Source organism: Flavobacterium filum DSM 17961 (assembly GCF_000425465.1).
Classification (GTDB): domain Bacteria; phylum Bacteroidota; class Bacteroidia; order Flavobacteriales; family Flavobacteriaceae; genus Flavobacterium; species Flavobacterium filum.
This window is the reverse complement of the sequence record NZ_AUDM01000007.1, coordinates 77,185-103,043: the sequence shown is the minus strand read 5'-3', so window position 1 is coordinate 103,043 and position 25,859 is coordinate 77,185. Positions and strand designations below refer to the sequence as shown.

The 25,859-nt window shown below is 34.0% G+C and carries 20 protein-coding genes and 1 other RNA gene; 12 read left to right on the top strand and 9 right to left on the bottom strand.

What is annotated here, in order from left to right; all coding sequences use genetic code 11:
* Positions 1-34 precede the first annotated feature (34 nt).
* Both H601_RS0104890 and H601_RS0104885 read right to left on the bottom strand, forming a co-directional pair.
* Positions 35-2,776 carry a helix-turn-helix and ligand-binding sensor domain-containing protein gene (locus H601_RS0104890; protein WP_026710465.1) on the bottom strand — a complete coding sequence of 914 codons (2,742 nt, stop codon included), beginning with the start codon at positions 2,774-2,776 and terminating at the stop codon, positions 35-37.
* A gap of 66 nt (positions 2,777-2,842) precedes the next feature.
* The gene (locus H601_RS0104885; RefSeq protein ID WP_026710464.1) at positions 2,843-4,060 is read right to left on the bottom strand and encodes an NAD(P)-dependent oxidoreductase; all 1,218 of its coding nucleotides are present in this window, start codon (positions 4,058-4,060) and stop codon (positions 2,843-2,845) included.
* A gap of 175 nt (positions 4,061-4,235) precedes the next feature.
* Here H601_RS0104885 and ssrA point away from each other — a divergent pair.
* The 12 genes from ssrA (at position 4,236) to H601_RS0104830 (ending at position 17,471) form a co-directional block, all read left to right on the top strand.
* Positions 4,236-4,634, top strand: a transfer-messenger RNA (tmRNA) gene (gene ssrA / locus H601_RS16315).
* A gap of 203 nt (positions 4,635-4,837) precedes the next feature.
* Positions 4,838-6,469, top strand: coding sequence for an OstA-like protein (locus H601_RS0104880; protein WP_026710463.1), 1,632 nt, complete (start codon positions 4,838-4,840; stop codon positions 6,467-6,469).
* A 107-nt stretch (positions 6,470-6,576) separates the two neighbouring features.
* Positions 6,577-7,761 carry an aspartate aminotransferase family protein gene (locus H601_RS0104875; protein WP_026710462.1) on the top strand — a complete coding sequence of 395 codons (1,185 nt, stop codon included), beginning with the start codon at positions 6,577-6,579 and terminating at the stop codon, positions 7,759-7,761.
* Between the two features lie 154 nt (positions 7,762-7,915).
* Positions 7,916-9,313: a tetratricopeptide repeat protein gene (locus H601_RS0104870; protein ID WP_026710461.1), complete on the top strand. Its 1,398-nt coding sequence runs from the start codon at positions 7,916-7,918 to the stop codon at positions 9,311-9,313.
* A gap of 70 nt (positions 9,314-9,383) precedes the next feature.
* Complete coding sequence (locus H601_RS0104865; RefSeq protein WP_026710460.1) at positions 9,384-10,349, top strand: DUF368 domain-containing protein; 966 nt, start codon at positions 9,384-9,386, stop codon at positions 10,347-10,349.
* Entirely contained in the window at positions 10,350-11,363 is a 1,014-nt protein-coding gene (locus H601_RS0104860; protein ID WP_026710459.1) for a DUF368 domain-containing protein, read from the top strand. It begins immediately after the preceding gene.
* A complete protein-coding gene (locus H601_RS0104855; protein ID WP_026710458.1) occupies positions 11,338-12,093 on the top strand; it encodes a shikimate dehydrogenase family protein in 756 nt (251 codons plus the stop codon). The genes H601_RS0104860 and H601_RS0104855 overlap by 26 nt, the downstream gene beginning before the upstream one ends.
* 147 nt (positions 12,094-12,240) lie before the next feature.
* Positions 12,241-14,268, top strand: a complete 2,028-nt coding sequence (locus H601_RS0104850) for a DUF349 domain-containing protein (protein WP_026710457.1) — start codon at positions 12,241-12,243, stop codon at positions 14,266-14,268.
* Between the two features lie 83 nt (positions 14,269-14,351).
* Entirely contained in the window at positions 14,352-14,696 is a 345-nt protein-coding gene (locus H601_RS0104845) for a hypothetical protein (RefSeq protein WP_026710456.1), read from the top strand.
* Between the two features lie 77 nt (positions 14,697-14,773).
* Complete coding sequence (locus H601_RS0104840; RefSeq protein ID WP_026710455.1) at positions 14,774-15,256, top strand: hypothetical protein; 483 nt, start codon at positions 14,774-14,776, stop codon at positions 15,254-15,256.
* Positions 15,257-15,432: 176 nt separating this feature from the next.
* Complete coding sequence (hemN, locus tag H601_RS0104835) at positions 15,433-16,791, top strand: oxygen-independent coproporphyrinogen III oxidase (protein WP_026710454.1); 1,359 nt, start codon at positions 15,433-15,435, stop codon at positions 16,789-16,791.
* Positions 16,792-16,862: 71 nt separating this feature from the next.
* On the top strand, positions 16,863-17,471 hold the full coding sequence (locus tag H601_RS0104830) for a tetratricopeptide repeat protein (RefSeq protein WP_026710453.1): 609 nt from the start codon (positions 16,863-16,865) through the stop codon (positions 17,469-17,471).
* 46 nt (positions 17,472-17,517) lie between these two features.
* Here H601_RS0104830 and H601_RS0104825 read toward each other — a convergent pair whose 3' ends face one another.
* The 7 genes from H601_RS0104825 to ccoN form a co-directional block, all read right to left on the bottom strand.
* Positions 17,518-19,647, bottom strand: coding sequence for an elongation factor G (locus tag H601_RS0104825; RefSeq protein ID WP_026710452.1), 2,130 nt, complete (start codon positions 19,645-19,647; stop codon positions 17,518-17,520).
* 134 nt (positions 19,648-19,781) lie between these two features.
* Positions 19,782-20,483, bottom strand: coding sequence for a sulfite exporter TauE/SafE family protein (locus H601_RS0104820; protein WP_026710451.1), 702 nt, complete (start codon positions 20,481-20,483; stop codon positions 19,782-19,784).
* A 76-nt stretch (positions 20,484-20,559) separates the two neighbouring features.
* Entirely contained in the window at positions 20,560-21,006 is a 447-nt protein-coding gene (locus H601_RS0104815) for a FixH family protein (RefSeq protein WP_026710450.1), read from the bottom strand.
* 51 nt (positions 21,007-21,057) lie between these two features.
* A complete protein-coding gene (gene ccoG / locus H601_RS0104810) occupies positions 21,058-22,476 on the bottom strand; it encodes a cytochrome c oxidase accessory protein CcoG (RefSeq protein ID WP_026710449.1) in 1,419 nt (472 codons plus the stop codon).
* Between the two features lie 50 nt (positions 22,477-22,526).
* Positions 22,527-23,468, bottom strand: a complete 942-nt coding sequence (locus tag H601_RS0104805; RefSeq protein WP_026710448.1) for a cbb3-type cytochrome c oxidase N-terminal domain-containing protein — start codon at positions 23,466-23,468, stop codon at positions 22,527-22,529.
* Between the two features lie 22 nt (positions 23,469-23,490).
* On the bottom strand, positions 23,491-23,664 hold the full coding sequence (locus H601_RS16310) for a CcoQ/FixQ family Cbb3-type cytochrome c oxidase assembly chaperone (RefSeq protein WP_084139930.1): 174 nt from the start codon (positions 23,662-23,664) through the stop codon (positions 23,491-23,493).
* Positions 23,665-23,669: 5 nt separating this feature from the next.
* Positions 23,670-25,859, bottom strand: coding sequence for a cytochrome-c oxidase, cbb3-type subunit I (ccoN, locus tag H601_RS0104800; protein WP_026710447.1), 2,190 nt, complete (start codon positions 25,857-25,859; stop codon positions 23,670-23,672).

The following is a 25,859-nucleotide window of genomic DNA, read 5'->3' as shown; positions in this document are numbered from 1 at the left end:
GAAAAATTCTAATTATTTAAAATAATTCAGAAAATTATAGATTTATCATAAATGTTGAAAGATTTACATCAGCATCAAGAGTAATCTTTTTTCTAAGTCGGTATCGATGTAGTTCAACTCCTCGATAAGAAATATTCATTAAAGGAGCAATCTCTTTAGAAGATAGATTCATTTTTAAGTAAATACAAAGTCTAATGTCTTTGGAAGTTAATTGTGGATAACGTTTTGTCAATCGCTGAACAAAATCATCATGACTTTGATAAATGTTTTTCTCGAAACTCTCCCACTCCTTTTTGTTAAGAGCGTTTACCTTTATCACTTTGCGAATTTTACTTTTCAATTGTAACATCTCATTTTCATTTTCCAAAATGCGTTTTATACTTTCAATCATTTCACCTTGTTTGGCTATTGATAATGATTTACCTGCTAATTCGGATGCTTTTGATTGAATTTGCATTTCTAAAATATGCTTTTCATAATCTTGAATTTTCAGCTTATTCTCTGCCTCCAACTCCAATTCAACTATCTGCTTATGATGCTTTAGTTCTTCTTCTTTTAATTTTAGCTTTTCTTGGTACCTAATTTTGTTCCAACGATAATATATAAACAAAATAAGGCCAATAAAGGTTAAATACAATACAATCATCCAAAACGATAAATACCAAGGCTTTTTAACATAAAACGTAAATTCATTAGCTTTAACATAATCCACTCCATTGGTATAAAAAATTTCAATTTTATTTTGCCCACTTGCTAAATTATTCAAAGCTAACTTTCCTTCTGTCAGAGGAATAAGCACGGATTCATTTTGTCGATAAAACAAGGTGGTTTTTTTGTTTCCATAAAAATCAGACAGAAAATGTAATTCCAAAGTTTGGTTATAGGGTATTTTAGTCTCATTTTCAATCAATTCACCATTCAAATACGCCTCAATTGTAACACTTTGTTTAGTAAAATCATTTTTATTAGTTTCAAAAAGCAAAAAACCATCGTCTAAATTGAGTAAATACTGATGATTAAAATTAAATATTCGGGTATCATTATTTACAATTTTTCCTTCATAATATTTTGGAGCAATTAATTTCCATGAAAAATGTTGCTCATTTTGATTTATAATATAAAGCAAATTATCTTTCAAAATACCAAAACTTGAGTCATCAATAGGAATAATTTCACTGATTCCTTTAAAATGTTTATTAAATAATTCATGCTTTTTCAAAACATCTGTAACATGGTCTAAAACATACCATTCTGAGTGAATATAGTACAACACTTCACTTTTGTACTGAAATATTTTTACCCCAAAATCATTACTAATCCGATTCTTTTCTGTTAAATTAACATAGGAAACTACCTCTAGATTTTGATCATATTTTATTTTAAATAGTCCCCTATAACTGTCAGAAGCAACAATTTCATTTGGTCCGGTTTGAATAAAATCTTTAATGGGTCTGTACACCGTATTCAAACGTTTAAATGAAGTGAAATTATCATGTTCACTAAAAAAAGCAATGCCTAAGTAATTGGATTGAATAAAACGTGGGACAGCGATGTCTCTCTTTAATTGCCATCCTCCATTCAGTGGATTAACTTTTTTAAACTGGTTCTTATCCAATAAAAAAGTACCTTCGTTATGACCAATAATATATTGTTGTCCAATCTGCTGTATATTCCAAACTTGTCCTTGAGAACCGTTTAAAAATTCCAATTGTTTATTTTGATATGTAAAAACTCCATGATTCGAGCCTAATAAATATCCGCTTGAAGTTGCTGCAATAGCATAAACACTGCCTAGTTCACCCGTTTTATCAGAAAAAATTCGAAAGGGTGAATTGATTTCTAAGTGTGAAATACCATTATCTAACCCAAGCCAAATATCCTTTTCCTGATCAACTGATATAGTTAAAATGGTATTATTTGATAACCCATTATTTCGATCAATTTTAATGTAATCTCCGGTCTTCAACTGAACTATATAAACCCCATTTGAAACCGTACCAATTACTAATTGATCTTTTTTATAAAACTGGGCTGCATTGATTCCCTCTTTTTTAAGGATTGCATTCAAAGGATGTGTCCATTCTGTTAATCCATTTCCTTGCTCAACAAAAACTCCATTTTTTAAGGTAAAGATGTAGGTGCTTTTTTGGTTTCTATCGATTCCGTGAATTACATTATTATAAATTGCATCCCACTTTCTTAGAAGTGTAAATTGCTTTCCATCAAAAAGATATACACCTTTGTTAACAGAAGCCACATAAATTTGTTCATCAATCACATAACAATAGGAGATTAAAAAAGGAATTTCCACTTTTCTAATCGTTTGATTTTCATGAATATAAAGTTCATTAAACGATTGAAAATACAGTTTGTTGTTGGCACGAAAAATTTTCCATATTTCTTCATTTTTAGAACTTCCTTTAAAAAAATTCTTCCCTTTAGAAAGTGAAAAATACTGCATTTTACCCTTTTCCCTTTTCCAATAACCAAATTCATTATAAGAACCACAATAAATCTTGTCTTGATGAGCGAACACAGAACGAATGATGGTTTTATTGGGTAACGAATAACGTTCCCATTTTACTCCATCATGCCGTAATAAATAATGATTGTTAGCAAAATAAAAGGCTTTATCTTCACCTTGAGTGAGATTCCACACTTGATTATCACCTTTGTAATCAGTTTTTGTAAAATTTTCTACAAATGGAAGAAGTTCCTGAGCAACAAAGTCAGAGGAAATAAAAAGTAATAACCAAATTAAAAATTTACCTTTCATAAAAGCAAGTTTCATTTTCCAAATGTAAAAAACAATTTGGATTAAACCACCTGCTCAATACTGTAGTTATTTTAAAACTGGCGATAAATCATCTACATACTCCTGAAGATAGCTGAAACGTGGCGTAAGTTTTCCATTTTCAGTGATTTTAGCTCGCTGTAAAATACCATCTTTATCTCCATTAAAAAAAGCAGGAATTACATGTTCCATGAACATTTCACCAAAACCTTCACTAGCATCTTTGGGTAGTTCACATGGCAAATTGTCAACACTCATGACCATAATGGAACCCGGATGCATATAAGGAACTTCTTCTCTGGTAGAAGGTAAATAACCAAAAAACGGGTCGGCTATAGTTGAAGCTTTGATTGTGCAGGCAATTGGCCCATCTACATCACACGAAATATCAGCTACTACTTTCAACGAACAATCTACAGCTTTCAACATTTCATTAGTCAATATCTCCGGCGAACCATTGCCATAAAAATGTCCGGCCATAAAAATATCCGCTACTTTCGTAAATCTTTCAAAATCAGAAATATATTCAGCCGGATGTGCATAAAAATCTTGGTTATCCAATCGCTTACCGTCTTTTCGCTTGTTGTAATCTAATACGTCAATATGCACATAAACAGGTTCAGAATATTTTTTAGTGAGGAAATTTTCAACAGAAACTTCTTTGAACTTGATTCCATCTAAAATTTCTTTAGCTCCCATTCCTACTTTGCCTTTTCCGGTCAAAACAATTTTTATTGGTGGAAAAGTTTGACGCTTTAATTTAGTAATCAATTCTGCTTTTCCGTTTAACGATTCAGCTTTAGGTATAGTAAACAGTTCATATTTGATTCCAAAACCTCTCAATCCGTTGTAAGCTCCCACAATTCCAGCATAACGTCCAAAACCGATTAAACGACGATTTTGAGTATCAACAATCGTTTCATGATCATATAAATCAATTTTCTTTTCTAAAATAGCTTGCAACAACTTACGATTATGCGGTTGTTTTTTAATGGTATGCGAAAAGAAAAAATACTTTTTATTCGGAATCAAAGCGTCAATTGGCACTTCTTTAACCCCTATTAAAACATCACAATCTGCCATATCAGTAGTCACTTCCAAACCAACTTCTTGATATGTTGCATCCGGAAAAACCCTGATATCAGAAGCTTCTACTTTAATTTTTGCTTCCGGAAATTGTTGCTGTAACCGAATTAATTCTTCAGGAGTAAATACAACCCTTCTGTCAGGTGGATTTTTGCGTTCTTTGATGATGCCAAATGTCATTTGTGATATTTTTATGGTAAATCTTAAAAATTGTTCCAAATATAACATTATTGGTTTATACAGACAAGTTTTATATTTGACAATTTAAATTGTATATTTGTGGACTGGTTTTTGTTGTGAGTGGCTGAGTGGCTGAGTGGCTGAGTTGACAACTGAAAACTGAAAACTGAAAAAAGGGGTCGACCGGTTTTGACAGCAGGTGGAACTAAACGGTAAGCACGTCGAGCATTGGACATTTGGCTCGTAAATATCAAGGTTCACACTTTATAAACGGCGAAAATAATTACGCTTTAGCTGCTTAATCTGAATTATAGTAAGATTTGCCTAGTCTCGTCAAGGACGAGAAGCTAGATTCTCCTCAGAAGCCTTGGTTTGTGGCGTTTGATTCAGGGGAACCGTAAAAATAAACCTAGGACGGGTAAAGCTTTAAATCCCTTCTGACAACTATAAAGCTAAGCAAGAAGTGGCTGCCTTTGGCCTTGCTTTTTGTCGAAAATCCAATCAAAGGATAAACGCGTAGAAAGCTCTTTGGTTGCTTGTTTGGACGAGAGTTCGATTCTCTCCGACTCCACAAAAAACCCTGTAAAACCTTGATTTTACAGGGTTTTTTATTTCAGGGGACGTTTTAGGGGAAATATATCTATTTATTTCCTGTTTAAAAGTAATTCTGATTTTACTTACATTCAATTATTTTCTTTAAAAAATCAACTTCCTTAAATAAATCTAAACAACCATTGTAGTATCAGCGTTTTTAGTAATTTTGACAAAAATTTGAGATTGAAAAAATTAATCATTCTTGCTGGTTTCTTATTGATTTTTGTTTCTGCTTTTGCTCAAAAAAGTAAAGAAATTATCGTTGAATACTCAGAATTTGCCGACGTTGACCAAGATTTGTATCCGGATGCTATTCTTCTCTCCGGTAATGTTCGGGTGAGCCACGATGGTGCTTTAATGTTTTGTAATAAAGCCTATTTCTTTAAAAAAGAAAATTACATCAAAGCTTTTGGAGATGTACGAATGACGCAAGGCGATACCATTCAAATGACCAGCACCTATGCCGAATATAATGGTGAAAACAAACAAGCGTATGCCTCCGGTAATGTCATCATGACTTCTCCAAGTTCTACCTTAAAATCTGAAGTATTAAACTTTGATAGAAATTCCCAACAAGCTTTTTACAGAACAGGTGGTACTATTACCGATAAAGAAAATGTTTTGGTCAGTCAATCCGGTACGTATGTAGTGCAACGAAAAATGTACCAATTCAGAAATGCAGTAACCATTACCAATCCAAAATATGTCATAAAAACCAACCATTTGGATTACTATGAAAAAGTAGGTCATGCCTATCTTTTTGGTCCTTCCACCATTACCAGCAAAGAAAATTACATTTATACCGAAAAAGGTTTTTATGACACAAAGAAAAACTTTGCTCATTTTGTCAAAAATTCCTACATCAAATACAACAATCGATTAATTGAAGGCGATAGTCTTTACTACGATAGAAACAGAGAATTTGCCTCCGCTACCCGAAATGTAAAAGTGACAGATTCCATCAATAACAGTATCGTCAAAGGTCATTATGGCGAGGTCTATCGCAACAAAGATTCGTTGATGATGACCCGAAAAGCAGTGGCCATGACATTGGTTGAAAAAGATACACTTTATATACACGGTAAAAAACTAATCGTTACCGGAAAACCGGAAAACAGAGTCGTTCGAGCGTTTAACAATGTTCGTTTCTTTAAAATAGATATGAGTGGAAAATGTGATTCCCTTCACTCTGACGAAAAAACCGGCATCACTAAACTAATCCGAAATCCGGTCATGTGGAACTATGAAAACCAAATGACTGGCGATATTATGCATTTGATTTCAAATAAGAAAACCGAAAAATTGGATTCGCTTATTGTGTTCAACAATACTTTTATTGCCTCTAAAGACACACTCGGAACAGGCTTTAATCAAGTTAAAGGTCAAAATCTATATGGAAAGTTTCGGGACAATAAATTGTATGAAGTAGATGTAGTCAAAAACACAGAAGTAATTTACTTTATGCGAAACGATGAAAACGAATTGATTGGCATTGATAAGACCGTGAGCAGCAGTATTAACATGACGCTTGACGGAAACCAAATAGACGCAATTACTTTTTTCAAAAAAGTGGAAGGAGATATTTATCCCGAAAAAGATTTACCTGAAAATGCCCGAAAATTAAAAGGTTTCATTTGGCGTGGCGACGAACGTATCAAAACAAAAGAAGACATCTTCCCTCTCGAAGAATTGGAATATGATGCACAAATGCAAAAGGACAAAAAGGCAGAAGACGAAAAAGAAGTTGTTCCTATGGAAATTCGAAAAGAAACCTTAGAAACGGAAGAAAAAAAAGAAAAGAAAAAAGATAGTTAGTTTAAAGTTACGGGTTGCGAGTAAAGTTTGGAAAATAATGTTCATCCCTATTACCATTTACCTATTACCCATCACCTATTAACCATTACCTATAACCTTTCACCCAAATGAAACAAGATTTCCTAAAATACCAAGCTCAAACCTCGCCCTACCCCCTGGCGTTGGAGGTTTCGTATGCCAAAGGAAGTTATATTTACGATACGAATAATAAAAAATACCTCGATTTTGTTGCCGGTGTTTCGGCTTGTAGTTTGGGACATCAACATCCGCGTGTTAACCAAGCCATTAAAGACCAATTAGACAAATATTCACATGTAATGGTGTATGGCGAATATGCTCAACATCCTGCAGTCGCCTTTTGTAAATTGTTGGCAGAACACATGCCCGATCCACTCAACAAAACGTATTTGGTCAATTCAGGAACGGAAGCAACAGAGGGTGCGTTAAAACTCGCCCGAAGAGTAACCGGAAGAAGTCAACTGATTTCTTGCTTTAATGCTTATCATGGCAACACGATGGGTTCAATGAGCGTAATGGGATTTGAAGAACGAAAACAAATTTTTCGTCCGTTAATTCCCGATGTAGATTTTATTACGTTTAATAATGAAGAAGATATTCATAAAATAACCACTAAAACGGCCGGTATTATTTTAGAAAGTATTCAAGGTGGTGCCGGTTTTATTCAACCGGAAAATGATTTTTTAGCCAAAGTAAAAAAACGCTGTGAAGAGGTTGGTGCCTTGTTGATAGTAGATGAAATTCAACCCGGTTTCGGTAGAACAGGAAAACTGTTTGGCTTTGAAAATTATAATTTGGTACCTGATATTGTCATCATGGGAAAAGGAATGGGCGGTGGCATGCCGGTGGGAGCTTTTACGGCCAAAGCTGAATACATGGATTTATTAAGTCACGACCCAAAATTAGGCCATATCACTACTTTTGGAGGACATCCTGTAATTGCAGCTGCGTGTTTAGCTACTTTGCAAGAAGTACTGGAAACTGACTTAATGCCTCAAGCTTTAGAAAAAGAAAAACTGTTTCGTTCACTTTTGGTTCACCCTTTGATAAGAGAAATAAGAGGAAAAGGGTTAATGTTGGCTGCAATGGTTGACTCGCCGGAAATAACCAACGAAGTCATTTTTAAATGCCAAGACAAAGGGTTAATTTTATTTTGGTTATTGTTTGAAGGTAAAGCCATTCGCATTACACCACCATTAACCATTTCAGAAGAAGAAATTAAAGAAGGTTGTAGTATTTTATTAGAAGCCTTGGACGAAATGGTAATGGGTTAAAGGTAATGGGTAATAGGTTTTGAGTATTAACAACCCATCACCAATTACCTTAAAAAAACTGTTAATTAAATTGTTTACAACAATCTTTCAAAAAAATAGAATCAGAGCAATCCTTTCCTACTTTTAGTGAAGGATAATTTTAAATAAAACGGGTATGCATTTAAGTCACGAAGAAGACGATTACAACGTATCCTTGTCAAGGTTTGAATCGATGTTGAAAACCAATAAAGTTTTCTTTTTTGATTCGGAAGAATTTGAAGAAATCATCCTTCACTATCTTGACATGGGCAAGGCATCTCTGGCCAAAAAAGCCTTGAAATTAGCTCTTGAACAACATCCAAAATCAACCGGTTTAAAATTGGTTCAGATTGAAATGCTTATCTATGATGACAAACTGGATATGGCAGAAAAAATGCTCAATGAACTCTACGCCATTGAACCCCACAACGAAGAAATTTATATCCAAAAAGCCAATATTTTTTCTAAAAGAGACCAACACGATAAAGCGATTCTAGAATTAGAAAAAGCGTTAAAATATACCGATGATTATGCCGATGTTTATAATTTAATGGGCATGGAATATCTGTTTATGGATAATTTAGAATTGGCCAAATATAACTTTATCAAATGCCTTGAAGAAGATTTTGAAGATCAATCTGCTCTTTATAATGTGGTGTATTGTTTTGAATTTTTAGATCAAATTCAAGAAGCGATTGATTATTTAGAAAAATATATCGAAAGAAATCCTTACAGTGAAATTGCTTGGCATCAACAAGGAAGGCTGAGTTATGCCTTAAAAAATTACGAAAATGCTTTGCGTTGTTTTGATTATGCTACCTTAATCGATGATGAATTTATAGGTGCTTTTGTTGAAAAAGCCAAATCGTTAGAAAAACTTAAACGTTACGAGGAAGCAATTGAAACCTACGAACAAACGATTGAATTTGAAGAACCAACTTCTTATGTTTTGTTACGCATTGGAAAATGCCATGAAAAATTAGGCAACAAAGCCGAAGCCCTAAAATTCTACAACCAAACCGTTCATGAAGATCCTTTATTAGACAAAGGTTGGATAGCGATAACCGATTTTTATATTCGGATGAAAAATTATCAAAAAGCGTTGTTTTATGTGAACAAAGCTTTAGCGATTGACAATGAAAATCAATTGTATTGGAAACGATATGCGACCATCAACCGTCAAATGAATTTTTACGAAGAAGCGGAATTAGGCTATAGAAAAGCGGTTGAATTCGGGGATGCACATCTAGACACTTGGTTATTTTGGGTTGATTTGCTCCAGTTTTTAGGCGAATTTGATAATGCGGTCTCAACTTTAACACAAGCAAATGAATTTTTTCCGGATGAATATGAAATTGAATTTCGTTTAGCCGGCATGTTTTTTATGATGGGCGAAAAAGAAAAAGCTACTTTCCATTTGGTAAAAGGCTTGCATTTAAATGCAAAACATGTAACCTTATTGGAAGAATTATTTCCAATTGTTTGGGAGAAAAAACAAGTGCAACAAATCATCAAAAAACATTTGAAATCTTAACCTTTCAACAAAAATAATTCTAAAAAAATCCTTACTTTGCGTTCCGTTTCTATAACGGAACGCTTTTTTTATGAGAAAACTATTTCCCGATTATTTATTCATAACCCTGAAAGGGATTGCAATGGGTGCCGCCGACGTTGTACCTGGGGTTTCCGGTGGAACAATTGCCTTTATTTCTGGTATTTACCAAGAATTGATTGACAGCATCAATAAAGTAGATTTTAGTTTCTTTTCATCGTGGAAAAAAAATGGATTCAAAATTGCTTGGCAGCAAATAAATGGTAGTTTTTTATTGTCATTAGTCAGCGGAATTGCAGTAAGCATTTTGACGCTTTCAAAAGTTATTACACATTTATTGGCTACTCAACCCATTTTGGTTTGGTCCTTCTTTTTCGGATTAGTGATTGCCAGTATTTATTTTATTGGAAAACAAATTACGCAATTTTCAATCATTAATTGGATTGCGTTTATCATTGGAACGGCAATTTCCTATTACATAACCATTGCTGAACCGGTTTCTTCACCGGATAGTTATTTATATCTGTTTTTATCAGGTTTTATAGCCATCATTGCTATGATTTTACCTGGTATATCCGGAGCATTTATTTTATTATTAATGGGTTCTTATGCTGTTGTGATTGGTACGATAAATGAATTTAGAGATGGCTTAACATCACTTAATTGGTCTCAATTATTCAATGCGATTCTAAAATTAAGCACCTTTGCTTTAGGGGCAATTTTGGGATTAAAATTATTTTCAAAAGTTTTACATTGGATGTTTGATAATTATAGAAATGTAACGTTGGCCGTACTTACCGGCTTCATGCTTGGTTCCTTAAATAAAGTTTGGCCATGGAAAAAAGTGATTTCCACCCGTATTGATTCGCATGGACAAGAAGTACCATTTCTGGAAAAAAGCATTTTACCTACACATTTTGAAGGCGACAATCAACTCGTTTTTGCAGTTGTATTAATGATTTTAGGATTTTTAACTATCTTTATACTTGAGAAAGTAGCCGTTAAATTTTCAAAATAAATGCAAGTCCAACGTTCGTTATCTGATAAAATCTTCTTAGTCCTGAAAGGGATTGCCATGGGACTTGCCAATAAAATACCCGGAGTTTCCGGTGGTGTTGTGGCATTTGTAGCAGGTTTTTATGAAGAATTTATTTATTCTTTTAAACGAATCAATAAAACAGCGTTCAAATTTTTAATCGCAGGAAGGTTTAAAAGTTTGTATCGTTACATAAATGGCCCTTTTTTATCGCTTTTGATACTTGGAATTGTCATCAGTTTTTTTAGTATTTCTAAAATATTGGATTACTTGCTTACTCGATATGAAATTCAAGTTTGGGCTTGTTTTTTCGGAATGATAATCGGTTCTATTTATTATATCAACAAAGATTTTGAAGGAGCATGGTCAAAAACTTCCAGAACAGCATTAGTAATTGGAACATTGGTTGGCATCAGCATCAGTTTTTTTGATCCGGCAACTGAAAATTCAAACTTACTTTTTGTTTTTTTATGTGGAATCATAAGTGTTTCCGGCATGACGCTTCCCGGACTTTCGGGTTCATTTATCATGATGTTAATGGGAAATTATGTTTTACTTCTCGTTGATTCTGTTAACTCGCTTTATGATACTATTGCCGATATGTTTTCGGGTGATTTTAGTTTTATTCACAATCCGGCTAGAATTCATTTACTTAAAGTTTTGGTTTCTTTTACGCTTGGTTCTGTGACAGGTTTGGTTACCTTTTCTAATCTTTTAAGTTACTTAATTAAGCATTTCAAAAAAGTGACTTATGCTTCTATTTTAGGCTTTATCATAGGTTCATTAGGAGTTGTTTGGCCATGGAAACATAAGGTTTTTGCTGTTCATAAAGGTGAATTTTTATTGGATAGAAATGGTAATCAAATCATAGCTACTTATAAACGTTACTTGCCTGAATTAACAATGGATACTTTTTGGGCGGTTTTTTATATTTTTATGGGTATTTTACTTGTTTTAGGATTGGAATGGTATGGAGCAAAAACCAGAAAACACTAGATTATTTGGCTTAATTGGCAAAAACATTGGGTATTCTTTTTCAAAAAAATATTTTACCGATAAATTTGAAAAGGAAGGGCTGCTGAACTGTTCGTATGAAAATTTTGACTTGCAAATCATTACCCAATTTCCCGGAATAATCCGAAATAATCCATTGCTAAAAGGATTAAATGTCACCATTCCCTACAAAGAAAAAATTATTCCTTATTTAGAACAACTGAGTAAAAAAGCAGCAAAAATAGGAGCCGTTAATTGCATCAAAATCACTAAAAAAGGAAAACTAAAAGGTTACAATACCGATTATTATGGTTTTAAAAAATCATTACAACCGCTATTGCAACCTCATCACAAAAAAGCTTTGATTTTAGGAACCGGTGGAGCATCAAAAGCTGTTGCGTATGCTTTAGAAGAATTAGGTATTTTATACACTTTTGTTTCCCGAAGTAAAAAAGAAAATGCATTGGATTATAAATATATTAATGCTACAACTTTTGACAATTTCCAAATCGTTATTAATTGCACACCACTTGGAACTTTTCCTAACCTTGAAGAATGTCCGCCAATACCTTATGATTTCTTTACGGAAGAGCATATTGCATTTGATTTGATTTATAATCCGGAAGAAACTACTTTTCTTAAAAAAGCCAAGGCAAAAAATGCTCAAACTAAAAACGGTTATGAAATGTTGGTTTTGCAAGCCGAAAAAGGATGGAAAATTTGGAATGAATAGATAATTTCAGTTTACGTTTAGAAAATAAATGTAGTTCAATCAGAAAACTATTGATTAAAAACGGCATTAATAGCCTTATTCCTTTGTATTTTCAGAACACTTTAGTATCTTTCGCCACTATAATATGAACCTTAAAACATTATTTCGATGTTAGAAGAAAAGAATGATAACCTGTCGTCATTAGAAAATGAGACAGATGGAAATGTAGAAAACACCGCTCAACAAGAAGAAGCTCAATCGGTTATTGCCGATGAAGTAGAAGAATCGATTGCTACAATTGAAGAAGAAAGCAATGAAACTGTGGCTGATGAAGTTGAGGAAGCTCCAGCATCCGCTGTTGAAGAAGTTGCAACTGAAAAAGTAAATGAGCATCAAGAAGTTCTTAACGCTATTGACGAAAGCAATGCAGAAGAAAGTGAAGATGAAACGCTGAAAGATCGTCATGAAATTCCGATGCTGGATTATGCTTCTTTATCAATGGAAGTGTTGGTTGACGAATTAGAAAAACTTGCTGTTGTAGATAAAGTAATGTCTGTTAAAGACCATGTTGAGGAAATTAAAAAAGAATTTTTAGCCAAATACAATCATTTTATTGACGAAAAGAAAGAAGAATTTCTAGCTGAAAATCAGGAAAGCAATGAAGAATTCGACTATCATTTTCCATTGAAAGTAAAATTTGATACGTTATACAAACAAATTAAGTCAAAACAAAATGCTCATTTTAAAAGCATTCAAAATAATTTACAAGCCAACTTAAACAGACGTTTGGCAATTGTTGAAGAAATAAAAAACCTCATCAATCCGCAAGAGAACATTAAAGATACTTTAAAACACTTTAATGAGTTAAGAGACGAATGGAAAAACATTGGTCCGATTCCTAGAGATAAATACAACCACGTTTGGAATAATTATCATTTCCACGTAGAAAATTTTTACGATTATCTTCATTTAGACCGTGAAGCGAGAGACATTGATTTCAAACATAATTTAGAGCAAAAACAGAAAATTATTGCTCGTGTAGAAGAATTAATTCAAGAAGAAGATATTACAAAAGCTTTCCGTGAATTACAAGATTTACACCGCATTTGGAAAGAAGATATTGGCCCGGTTGACAAAGAACACCGTGATGCCATTTGGAATCAATTTAGTGCATTAACAAAGCAAATGCACGACAAACGTGAGAGTTTGTTTGTCAACCAACGCGAAAAAGAAAATGCCAATTTAGAGAAGAAAAAAGGTATCGTTGCCGAAATTGAAGCTCTAGCAAAAGTAACCGTAACAGCACATTCACAATGGCAACAACTGATTGACCAAGTGGAAGCATTACGCAATGCATTCTTTACCGCCGGAAAAGTGCCAAATGAAGTAAATGAAGACATGTGGGCGGCTTTCAAAAATGCAGTTCGTGATTTCAATGCTCATAAAAATTCTTTTTATAAAGACATCAAGAAGGAACAAAATGACAATTTGAATCAAAAAATGGCATTGGTTGAAAAAGCCAAATCATTGAGTGCAAGTGAAGATTTCGCTGCTACCACTCCATTGATGAAACAAATTCAAGAAGATTGGAAAAAAATTGGTCATGTACCTCGTAAATATTCTGATAAAGTTTGGAATGAATTCAAAACGGCTTGCAATCATTATTTTGACCGATTAAAAGCTTCCAGAAACGAAGCTAATTCAGAGGAAGTTGAAGCCTTTGATAAAAAGAAAGCTTATTTGGATAGTTTAAAAGATTTCCAATTGACCGGTGAACACAAAGCGGATTTAGATGCTATTAAAGCACACATTGAACAATGGAAATCATTTGGAAAAGTTCCTTTTTCAAGAAGACATATTGAAGGAAAATTCAATAAAGTATTAGACGCTCTTTTTGAAAAATTAAGTTTGAGCAAAAAAGAAGGCGACATGATGCGTTTTTCTAACAAACTTGAACAACTAGCCGGAGCAGATGACAGTAGAAAGTTAGAAAATGAGAAAATTTTCATCATTCGAAAAATTGACGAAATTCAGTCTGAAATTTTCCAATTAGAAAACAATATTCAGTTTTTTACGAATGCTAAAAAAGACAATCCGTTGGTAAAAGAAGTGTTGAAAAACATTGAAAAACACAAAGATGAGTTGAAAACTTGGAAAGACAAGTTAAAACAACTTAGGAATTTGAACCAAGAATAGTAAAAATGCCATCTTTCAAAGAGATGGCATTTTTTTATGATATTCATAACTTTCTATTGCTATTTTAATAGTAGATTTGCACCATGAAATGGATTAAAAATGCTTTCGCTTTAGCGAGTCTATTGATGCTCTTTTTTTGGAGTGTTAAAGATAATTCATATTTTCTTGAGCATAAAATTAGTTCGCCTTCTTCCATTCATACGGTTGAAAATGTAAAAGTAGTAGGTCTTAAACAGACTATAACGGAGCATTCCATTCAACATTTCTATAAAAACAACACCGTTTTTATATTCGATTTTACTTCATTATATGTTGAAGTAAAGAAAAACGTTTTTATATCAAAGTTTAAAACGTTTTTGTCCCGTCAAGATCACAACCGATGTGATAAAGTTTCTACACTACTCTATCCTTTTCATTTTTTTTGGTAATTGAATTGAACCGTATCTATTAATTCAAGCTGTAATTCTTGTTACAGCTCAATTTTCAATTCTAAAAATATAAAAAAATGGAAACATCCACTACAATAATTGGGTTAGGTTTATTGTTAATTACCTTTTTCCCAATCATCATGTTGATGAGAAATCAACAAATTAAAAAGTCAAAAATTAATGAAATCATAGCATTAAATTGCCCCGAAAATCCAAAACAATTTTCAATTCGAGAATTTCAAAACAGTAAAGTTGTTGCTTTACATCCCGAAAAAAACAAACTCGTTTTTGTTGATTTTAATGCACAACCGGAAACTGCTCAATTTGTTGATTTACATGAAGTATCCACTTGTGAAATGAAAAGTCAAATTGATTCGTCTTTTAATCAAAAAAAGGACTTTGTGGTAAAAGTTGAATTGATTTTAAACCTCAAAAATAAAACAAATCAAATCTTGAAATTCTACGATTTTGAATATGAAAAGCCAATTCAAACGGCTTATTTCAGAGACAATCAGTTTGCAGAAAAATGGTTTCTTGAAATCAACAAACGAATTAAATAATTAAAAAAAACTCTCCCAAAAAGGAGAGTTTTTTTGTATTGACTGTATGACAATTATCATTTTTTTTGCAGTTCATTCCTTTTACCTTTGACTTGTATTTTTACTTCATTCTGTTCAAGTTAAGAGGAAATGAAATGCATGGAATCTTAACTTTTACAGTTTAAAACGTTGGCAAAATGACCTTAATTCAAAAATATAATGTTCCCGGACCACGGTATACAAGCTACCCTACCGTTCCGTATTGGAATGAAGAAGATTTTTCACTTTCAAAATGGAAAGAAACCTTGATTCATTCTTTTACTGAATCCAATCATGCGGAAGGAATTAGTTTGTATATTCATTTGCCTTTTTGTGAAAGTTTATGCACCTTTTGCGGTTGCAACAAACGCATCACGAAACGACATGATGTGGAACATCCATATATCGATGCCGTATTAAAAGAATGGGAATTGTATTGCGAACTCTTGCCCAAAAAACCTATTATCAAAGAAATCCATTTAGGAGGCGGCACCCCAACCTTCTTTTCTCCTGAAAATTTAGAGCGATTGTTAAATGGTTTATTTGAAAATGCAGCTATTCATCCTGAACACGAATTTAGTTTTGAAGGACATCCGAACAATACCACCAGAGCACACCTCCAAAAATTATTTGATTTAGGTTTTCGAAGAGTGAGTTTTGGCGTTCAAGATTATTCGCAAAAAGTACAAGAAGCAATACATCGGATTCAATCGTTTCATAATGTGGCAAAAGTTACTTTTTGGGCAAGAGAAATTGGTTATACTTCGATTGGCCACGATTTGATTTTCGGATTACCTTTTCAAACTATTGAAGATGTAATTGATACGATTGACAAAACCAATTCGCTTCAGCCCGATCGATTGGCTTTTTACAGTTATGCTCACGTTCCGTGGATCAAAGGAAATGGACAACGAGGATTTAGAGACGAAGATTTACCAAAAGATGAAGAAAAACGACTGTTGTATGAAATTGGTAAAAAACGACTTTCGGAAAATGGTTATCACGAAATTGGGATGGATCATTTTGCATTAGAAACCGATAGTTTATATCATTCGTTTAACGAACGAAAACTACATCGTAACTTTATGGGTTACACATCTTCCAAAACTCAAGTGATGATTGGTTTAGGCGTTTCATCGATTAGTGACAGTTGGTATAGTTTTGCACAAAACGTAAAAACGCTAGAAGACTATTATGATGCTTTGGCACAAAACGAATTGCCTGTTTTTAGAGGCCATCTACTAACGGATGAAGATTTAATCATTCGCAAACATATTTTGAATATCATGTGTCAGTTGCATACATCATGGCATGAATACGGCTATTATTTCTCAGAAATCAATCAAGTACTTGAAAGATTACATGAAATGGAAGAAGACGGATTAGTCATCATTACCAACCATTCGCTCACAGTGACTGAAAAAGGAAAAGCCTTTATCCGCAATATTTGCATGGCTTTTGATTTACGCATGACACGAAAACTACCGGAAACCAAATTGTTTTCGATGACGGTTTGATTTTTATTTCTTATACCTTTTGTAACTAATTTATTCTTTTTAGCGTAAAACCCATATAAACTCTTTTTATCATGGGTGGATTTGGTGGTGTTCAATATTTGAATACTGTTATGAAATTTAATCGATATCAACTTGATAAGAAGAAATCTATGTTCTCTTCTAAGAAGGATTATATTGGTTCAACTCATGAAAAAGAGGAAGAAGAATTTGTCGATTATAAAACCGCTTCTCCTGAATTATTAGAAGAAATAAGAATAAAACTGATAAATGAAAAAAAAGCTTCTTTACGTTTAAGTGTCTTACTTTTTCTCCTTATTTCAATACCGGCTATTGGGTTAACTTATCACCTTTTTGGAAATGATAAATCTATTGAAAATAAACAATTAACAGAAAAAAGTGAGACATTTCAAGATTCAATCAGTAAAAAATTCATCTTTTACATAGAAGATGGCGATGAATGGTTAAACCAAGGGAAATTTGAAAACGCTCTTTTTCAATATAATAAAGCATTAGAACTCGATTCAAATAATTTTTCAACTCATTACAGAATATGCTTAGCGTATAGTTATTTATGCAGATATGACAATTTGCTATGCAAGGAAGGTAAAACACATTTAGAAGAAACATTACAAAAATTCCCAAATGAATCAAAACTGAATGATTTTAAGCCATTTTACTAAAAAAGCCCGACACAAATCGGGCTTTACGTTTCATTTCTATTTAAAATTACACTTCTTGTAATTCTTCTTTAAAAGTATGAATCAATTGCTGCTGCATTTCATAAGGCACTTTTTCATAATGTGAAAATTTCATACTTAATTTGGCTCTTCCTTGTGATAAAGAACGAACAGTCCCCATAAAATCATGCATTTCCGCAATTGGAATTAAGGCTTTAATTTTAGTAAAATGACCCTCTGCATCCATGCCTTCTACCATTGAGCGATGGGATTGAATGGCACTCATGATTCCACCTGTGATTTCGTCGGGAGTCACAATAATAACCTCGTAAATTGGTTCTAATAATTGTGGATTGGCATTAACAAAATTTTCTTTAAACGCCATCATACCGGCAATTTTGAACGACAAATCGTTGCTGTCAACCGCGTGCATTTTTCCATCATAAACCAAAACTCCAACATCTTGAACGTGGGAACCGGTGAGTGGCCCTTCTTGCATTTTTTCCATCACCCCTTTTAAAATAGAAGGATGAAAACGGGCATCAATGGCTCCACCTACAATGCAATTGTAATAGATTAATTTTCCTCCCCAAGGTAAATCAATTTCTTCTTTACCCCGAATAGGATAGCCTTTTGGCTCTTCACTATCTGCCGTAATTGGGAATATTTTCATTGAAATTTCACCAAACTGCCCTGCCCCACCCGATTGTTTTTTATGACGATACGTGGTTTCTGCTTCGGTTTGAATGGTTTCCCGATAGGCTACTTTTGGTTTTTTAAATTCAACCGATAATTTATGCGTATTTTCTAATTTCCATTTGATAACAGCCATGTGCAATTCGCCTTGACAATGAATAATGGTTTGTTTTAATTCGGCGGAAACTTCAACAATAATGCTTGGATCTTCTTCCACCAATTGATGCAATGCAGCTGAAAGTTTTTCTTCTTCTCCTTTTTTGGTTCCTTCTACCGCCATTGCAAAAGTTGGAGTAGGAAACTGAATTGGTTGAATTGATATCGGGAAACCTTTTTCATGCAAGGTGTTATTGGTATGCGTATTTTTTAACTTTAGTGTTGCTCCAATATCTCCGGCGGTTAATTCATCTACAGCGATTCGTTTGTTGCCTTCCATTTCAAACAATTGCATGATTTTTTCTAGTTGTCCGGTTTCTTCATTAGTCAGTTCGTCTCCAACTTTTATTGTTCCGGACAATACTTTAAAGAAACTCAACTCGCCCACATGCGGTTCAGAAACGGTTTTATAAATAAAAATGGCAGTTTTCCCTTGCTCATCACATGGAATCTCACGGTTGTCAATAGTCAATTGAGGAGGCATTTCATAGGCGGACGGACAAACATTATCAATAAAACCCATCAATCTTCCTCCTCCCATATTTTGCTTAGCAGAAACACAGAAAACCGGAAAAATTTCATGGTTGATTAACGAATGATGCAAGCCCAATTTCATTTCGTCTTCGTTTAATTCTCCTTTTTCAAAATAATTTTCCATTAAACGTTCGTCGTTTGCAGCAATGGTTTCAATCAATTCTTGGTGCAATTGTTTTGCTTTTTCTTTCTCCGCATCCGGAATTGGAAGTTTTTCCGGTTTTCCACCATCGGAAGGAAATTGATACATCACCATGTTCAGAACATCAATTACCGCATTAAAATTGGGTCCTTGTTTAACCGGATATTGAACAATAACCAATTGATTGCCAAAATGAGCTTTGGCTTCGGTTACCGTTTTATCAAAATCGGCTTGTTCATGATCGAGTTGATTTACCGCAAAAATAACAGGAAGTTTAAATTCATTGGTATATTGCCAAATAATATCGGTTCCAACTTCTACTCCCATTCTAGCATTGAGAAGCATCACACCACATTCGGAAACCCGCATCGCACTGATAATCTCACCTGATAAATCATCATATCCGGGAGTATCTATCATATTGATTTTATAGCCTTTCCATTTTGAATTGACCAATTTAGAAAAAAGCGTTTTTCCTTTTTCATGTTCAATGTCGGTATAATCGGCAATCGTATTTTTTTCCTCAACGGAACCTCTTCGGTTAATGATTCCTGATTCAAACAACATGGCTTCTGCCAATGTCGTTTTACCGCTACCGGTGTGACCCAGTAGCACTACATTTTTTACGTGTTTACTGTCAAACTGTAACATAACTGTTCATTTAGAAATTATACTATAAATTTCGGATTAAATAAGCAGTTAAAACATGACTTTCATCAGGTTATAAAAAGAAAACGAACAACTTTTAAAGGTTGCTCGTTTTCAAAACTGAAAAACTAAAAATCTTAATGACAATTCGGATTGGCTTGAACGATTAATGATGTGGTTTTAGGCGATAGATAAGGAATATCCAACCCCATTCCTCTCATGATGAATAAACTACCGATGATGAATACCATGATGGGAATCATTTTTTGAATTTTATTGCGAACAGGTACTGTAATAAAATTCGCGATTAACACCACGGCACTCATCATCGGGATAGTTCCTAATCCGAATAAGATCATATAGGTTGCTCCCATCCATTCATTTTGCATGGCAATGGCTCCAAAAAGTGCTGCATACACCATTCCGCATGGTAAAAAACCATTGAGTAATCCCATGGTAAATAAAGCATCAAATGTTTTTCTTTTGAATTGAGCTCCTAAATGACTTTTTACTTTTGAAATGATTTTGTAAATGGGTTTTGAAAAATTGTATTGAGCCATTTTCCGTTCTGGAATAATAACAAACAAAATCATTAATACACCTACGATGATTGACAATTGTTGTTGTAATCCGGCTAAGAACAAACCTTTCCCCAACATCCCAAAAAACAATCCTAGCATGGCATAAGCCGATAACCTTCCCAAATGATATAGAGAGATTTGGATGATTCTTTTCGCTGCATTATTTCGATCAACAGGAATCATCATGGCAATTGGTCCACACATGCCGATGCAATGAAAACTGCTGATTAATCCGAATATGAGAGCGGTATAGAGCATGACTGTTGTCGGTTGTCGGTTATCTGTTGTCGGTTGTCGGTTGTCTGATAACGGACAACGGATAACGGACAACTTTCTATAAATAAATTGTTTTCTTCGTTAAAATTTCTTTTCCATCATACGTCCAATCAATAGAAATGTCCCAGCGACCGCCTACCAAATTACTTTTAGGTATGAGCAAATGTGGACCGGAAAATGAAATCGGAACATCAAAATCCAGTTTTTGGTTAGACGGTCTGTAAAGGGACACTTTTCCTTTGATTTTTTGTATATCCATACTTTCAGGAAAAACAATTTTTAATCCTTCCTCCTGAGAAGTTACTTGAACGGGTTGAGCTAAATTTTTGTCATTTTGCTCTTTTTCCATTTGTTTTTCAAAAACGAGTTCTTGTTTGTAATATTCTTGAACTACTAATTCATTATCATATTTACTATCCGATTGCACTTTGAAAACAAAGAATAAGATGAATGTCATAAACAATCCAAATGCAATTACGATTGCTGTTCCCCAATTAATTTTCATTTTTTTTTAAGTTTCTGAGTAGCTGAGTTACTGAGTAGCTAAGCTATTTCGTTAATTAAAGCTTCTTGGTCCCATGAAGTTGGTGGTAGCGGTCTCAATAAGATTTTCGCCATCATATACTTCAATTTTCAATTTAATTTTATCTCCTTCAATGTAGGCCGGATTAATTTCGATAAATAAAGTTCCTTTAGCAATTCCATCCGGTTTAACTTTGATGGATGGATTTCCAACTAAAATAATTTCACCTTTGGGTTCAATTAATTTAAAGGTCACATTGTCAAATTGTTTGGTGGTTTTGTTTACAATTTTATAGGTATAAACATTACTGATATTTTCACCTTTATGTTCAAACAATTGACCGGGTAATCGCAATACAGTAGCTTCCACATCATTTCTCAAAAACAACATACCGATCAACACGCCAATTAAAATGGTTAACACGGCGGTATAACCTTTCATTCGGGTGGTAAAGACGAATTTTTCTTTTTTTACAATTTCATCTTCACTAGCATAGCGAATTAATCCTTTTGGTAACCCAACACTTTCCATGATGGTATCACATTCATCAATACAGGCTGTGCAATTAATACATTCTAATTGGGTTCCATTGCGAATATCAATTCCTGTTGGACAAACATGTACACAAAGTTTACAATCAATACAATCTCCTTTTCCGGTAGATGCTCTGTCTTCTTGTTTATTAAATTTGGCTCGTCCTATTTCTTTTTCTCCACGAACATGATCATAGGCTACATTTATGGATTTGTTGTCTAATAAAACGCCTTGCATTCTTCCGTAAGGACAAGCGATGATACATACTTGTTCTCTAAACCATGCAAAAATGAAATAGAAAACCGCAGTAAATATTAACAACGCAACAAGCGTACTGGTGTGTAAAGCGGGTCCTTCTTTAATCATTAACAACAACCGATCACTACTTACCAAATAGGCTAAAAACACATTGGCTATTAAGAAAGAAAAGATAAAAAAGATGATCCATTTGGTGATTCTTTTTCTTATTTTTTCTGCATTCCATTCTTGTTTTGCTAAACGAATTTGTGCTCCTCTGTCACCATCTATCCAATATTCGATACGGCGAAAAACCATTTCCATAAAAATAGTTTGCGGGCAAAACCATCCGCAGAAAATTCTACCAAAAGCTACGGTAAATAGTGCTAATCCTACCACTCCGATAATCATTGAAATGACAAACAAATGAAAATCTTGTGGCCAAAAAGGAAAACTGAAAATATTAAATCTTCTTTCCAATACATTGAACATCAAAAACTGATGTCCGTTAATTTTGACAAAAGGAGCAACAAATAAGAAAACTAACAAAAAGTAACTTACTAACTTTCTTTTATCATAAAAATATCCTTTGGGTTTTTTGGGAAAAATCCAAGCTCTTTTTCCTTCTTTATTGATAGTTCCGATGCTATCTCTAAAACTTTCGTCAGGTAACTTGCTCATACCTTGATTTTTAAATTTATAAATCCCGGAATTACATCCGGGATTTATTTTTATTTCATTACAACTTCTGTTGAAGTAGTAGTTGAATCTGCTTTTGCATCTGCTTTAGGAGCATTTTCATCCACCCAAACATCTCCTTCCGGTGCTTTTGCATCTTTCGGATTGGTTCCTTGGAGTGAAAGCACATAACTAGCTACTTTTTGAATGTCTGAAGGTTTAATGGTAGCTTTCCAAGGCACCATTCCTTTACCTTCACGACCACCTTCCATAATGGTGTTGAATACATTTTTAATTCCACCGCCTAAAATCCAATGTTCATCGGTTAAATTAGGACCAATTGATCCACCACCATCGATTTTGTGACAAGCCATACAATTTGCATCATAAATTTTCTTCCCTTCTGCTAAAGCTGTAGCATCTGTTAACAAAGTCACTTTTTCTTTGTCCATTAAATCTGGAGCAGTTAACTTATATTTTTCAACTTCTGCTTTCGCTATTGCCATTTCAGTTTCAAATTCAGATGCTTGATCATACTCCTTAATAACATGGAATCTTACTAAATAAACGAAGGAAAAAATAATAGTTATATAGAACAAATATACCCACCATGGTGGCAATACATTATCTAGTTCTTTAATACCGTCATAGTCATGATTAAGCATGACATCATGTTCTTCATCTATTTCCTTTGAACGAGTAAGTTTTTTTATCCAATTTTGATAAAAAGCACTTTCTGTAAATGGAATAGATTGTGCTTGCTCCAATTGTTGTTTTTGTTCTTCTGTTAACAAATGATAGGTTACTCTATCTACTGCACTTACTACAATTTCAATTGCTATCAATAAGAACAAAAACACACCTAAAAATAAGGCTACCATGGGATACTCTACAAATGCAGGCTTGTCTCCCGAGTCAATAAAATATTCCATTCCTCCTAAAACAAGGGCAAAAATTAATGGAACTCTAACGTATGATGGAATTAATTTTTTCATTTTTTACGTATAATAAGGTTAACTAATTATCTTCTTTTAATGGTATATCACTCAATTCATTTATTTTTTCTTTGCTATAAGTGAATACCCAAAATAAAAGTAAAGCAAAGAAGATAAAGAAAATACTCAGCGAAATAATCGGATAAACCTCTATCCCAGAGATACTGTCCATGTGGCCTTTAATAAACTTGAGCATAACAATTATTTTTGAGCGGTTTCTTTTACTTTAATATCCGTACCAAGACGTTGTAGGTATGCAATAAGAGCTGTGATTTCTCTGTCTTTCATGGCTACAAATTCTTCACCACGAGTAGCTGCATTCTTTTTACTTTCTTCATACGATTTTACAAAATCAGGATCAGCATGTAAATTTTTCTCAATCTGAGCAGCTTGCTCATCAATTGATTTTCTAGCATTCGCAATATCTTCCGGAGTGTATGGAACACCAAGTGTAACCATTACTTCCATTTTTTTCTCTATTTGAGAATAATCCATTGCTTTATTATCAAATAACCATTTATAACCAGGCATAATTGATCCCGGTGAAGTACTTTGCGGATCCCACATGTGATTAAAATGCCAATTATCATTGTATTTTCCTCCCAGTCGATGTAAGTCAGGTCCTGTTCGTTTTGAACCCCACAAAAATGGATGATCATATACATATTCCCCTGCTTTAGAATAGTCACCATACCGTTCCACTTCTGAACGGAATGGACGAATCATTTGAGAGTGACAACCCACACAACCTTCGCGGATGTATAAATCACGCCCTTCTAATTCTAATGGTGTATAAGGTTTAACTGAGGCTATAGTTGGTATATTTGATTTTACTACAATGGTTGGTATAATTTGAATAATGCCACCAATTAATATAGCTATTAATGACAATACAGTAAATTGAATAGGTCTTCTTTCTAACCAAGAATGCCATTTTTCATCTTTCATTCTTCTTGAAGAAATTACAGCAAGAGCGGGTGCTTCTGCTAATTCATCTTCTACTTTAGAACCGGCAGCAACTGTTTTGATTACGTTATATACCAATACTAATAGACCCGTAACATAAAGTGTTCCACCAATGGCACGCATCCAGTACATTGGCATGATTTGCGTAACCGTTTCAAGGAAGTTTCCATACACTAAGGTTCCATCCGGATTGAATTGTTTCCACATAGAGGCTTGCGTAAATCCGGCAACATAAAGTGGCAATGCATATAAAATGATACCTAACGTTCCAATCCAGAAATGGAAATTGGCTAATTTTTCAGAATACAATTTGGTTTTCGTCATACGAGGAATCAACCAATAAATCATACCAAACGTCATGAAACCGTTCCATGCTAAAGCTCCAACGTGTACGTGTGCAATAATCCAATCAGTAAAGTGAGCAATAGCATTTACATTTTTAAGCGAAAGCATCGGCCCTTCAAACGTTGCCATACCATAACCGGTAATCCCCACAACGAAGAATTTCAAAACGGCATCAGTTCTTACTTTATCCCAAACACCTCTTAACGTAAGTAATCCGTTAATCATACCTCCCCAAGATGGAGCAATCAACATTACTGAGAAAACAACTCCTAAATTTTGAGCCCAATCCGGTAAAGCAGAATATAATAAATGGTGAGGTCCGGCCCAGATGTAAATGAAAATCAACGACCAAAAGTGGATAATTGATAATCGGTACGAATATACAGGACGATTCGCCACTTTAGGAACAAAATAATACATCAAACCTAAAAACGGTGTTGTTAAAAAGAACGCCACCGCATTGTGTCCGTACCACCATTGCACCAATGCATCTTGTACACCAGCGTAAACTGAATAACTTTTTAAAGCAGAGACAGGAAGTTCTAAACTATTGAAAATATGAAGAATAGCAACAGTTACGAACGTGGCGATATAAAACCAAATCGCAACATAAATATGACGTTCTCTTCTTTTGATGATCGTCATAATCATGTTGATACCGAACACTACCCAAATTAAAGCAATAGCTATATCGATTGGCCATTCTAATTCGGCATACTCTTTTGAGGTCGTAATACCAAGTGGTAATGTTATGGCAGCGGCAACAATGATTAATTGCCATCCCCAGAAATTAATGTTACTCAGCACATCGCTGTACATTCTGGTTTTTAATAAACGTTGCATGGAGTAATATACTCCCGCAAAAATTGCGTTACCCACGAAAGCGAAAATAACTGCATTGGTATGTAAAGGTCTAAGTCGCCCAAAACTAAGGAATGAAATTCCGTCCGTCATGTTGGGAAACAAAAACATAAGGGCCAAAATAAGACCCACTAACATCCCTACTACCCCAAAAACGATTGACGCGTAGAGAAATTTCTTTACAATTTTGTTGTCGTAATAAAATTGTTGCATTTCCAT

Excerpts from the sequence above, each read along its gene's own strand:
- H601_RS0104885 (WP_026710464.1), bottom strand. The coding sequence starts at position 4,060 with ATGACATTTGGCATCATCAAAGAACGCAAAAATCCACCTGACAGAAGG.
- ccoN (WP_026710447.1), bottom strand. The coding sequence starts at position 25,859 with ATGGAAATGCAACAATTTTATTACGACAACAAAATTGTAAAGAAATTT.
- H601_RS0104845 (WP_026710456.1), top strand. The coding sequence starts at position 14,352 with ATGAAATGGATTAAAAATGCTTTCGCTTTAGCGAGTCTATTGATGCTC.
- H601_RS0104820 (WP_026710451.1), bottom strand. The coding sequence starts at position 20,483 with ATGCTCTATACCGCTCTCATATTCGGATTAATCAGCAGTTTTCATTGC.
- H601_RS0104865 (WP_026710460.1), top strand. The coding sequence starts at position 9,384 with ATGAGAAAACTATTTCCCGATTATTTATTCATAACCCTGAAAGGGATT.
- H601_RS0104875 (WP_026710462.1), top strand. The coding sequence starts at position 6,577 with ATGAAACAAGATTTCCTAAAATACCAAGCTCAAACCTCGCCCTACCCC.
- H601_RS16310 (WP_084139930.1), bottom strand. The coding sequence starts at position 23,664 with ATGCTCAAGTTTATTAAAGGCCACATGGACAGTATCTCTGGGATAGAG.
- H601_RS0104890 (WP_026710465.1), bottom strand. The coding sequence starts at position 2,776 with ATGAAAGGTAAATTTTTAATTTGGTTATTACTTTTTATTTCCTCTGAC.
- H601_RS0104860 (WP_026710459.1), top strand. The coding sequence starts at position 10,350 with ATGCAAGTCCAACGTTCGTTATCTGATAAAATCTTCTTAGTCCTGAAA.
- H601_RS0104815 (WP_026710450.1), bottom strand. The coding sequence starts at position 21,006 with ATGAAAATTAATTGGGGAACAGCAATCGTAATTGCATTTGGATTGTTT.
- H601_RS0104840 (WP_026710455.1), top strand. The coding sequence starts at position 14,774 with ATGGAAACATCCACTACAATAATTGGGTTAGGTTTATTGTTAATTACC.
- H601_RS0104855 (WP_026710458.1), top strand. The coding sequence starts at position 11,338 with ATGGAGCAAAAACCAGAAAACACTAGATTATTTGGCTTAATTGGCAAA.
- H601_RS0104850 (WP_026710457.1), top strand. The coding sequence starts at position 12,241 with ATGTTAGAAGAAAAGAATGATAACCTGTCGTCATTAGAAAATGAGACA.
- hemN (WP_026710454.1), top strand. The coding sequence starts at position 15,433 with ATGACCTTAATTCAAAAATATAATGTTCCCGGACCACGGTATACAAGC.
- H601_RS0104805 (WP_026710448.1), bottom strand. The coding sequence starts at position 23,468 with ATGAAAAAATTAATTCCATCATACGTTAGAGTTCCATTAATTTTTGCC.
- H601_RS0104830 (WP_026710453.1), top strand. The coding sequence starts at position 16,863 with ATGGGTGGATTTGGTGGTGTTCAATATTTGAATACTGTTATGAAATTT.
- H601_RS0104870 (WP_026710461.1), top strand. The coding sequence starts at position 7,916 with ATGCATTTAAGTCACGAAGAAGACGATTACAACGTATCCTTGTCAAGG.
- ccoG (WP_026710449.1), bottom strand. The coding sequence starts at position 22,476 with ATGAGCAAGTTACCTGACGAAAGTTTTAGAGATAGCATCGGAACTATC.
- H601_RS0104825 (WP_026710452.1), bottom strand. The coding sequence starts at position 19,647 with ATGTTACAGTTTGACAGTAAACACGTAAAAAATGTAGTGCTACTGGGT.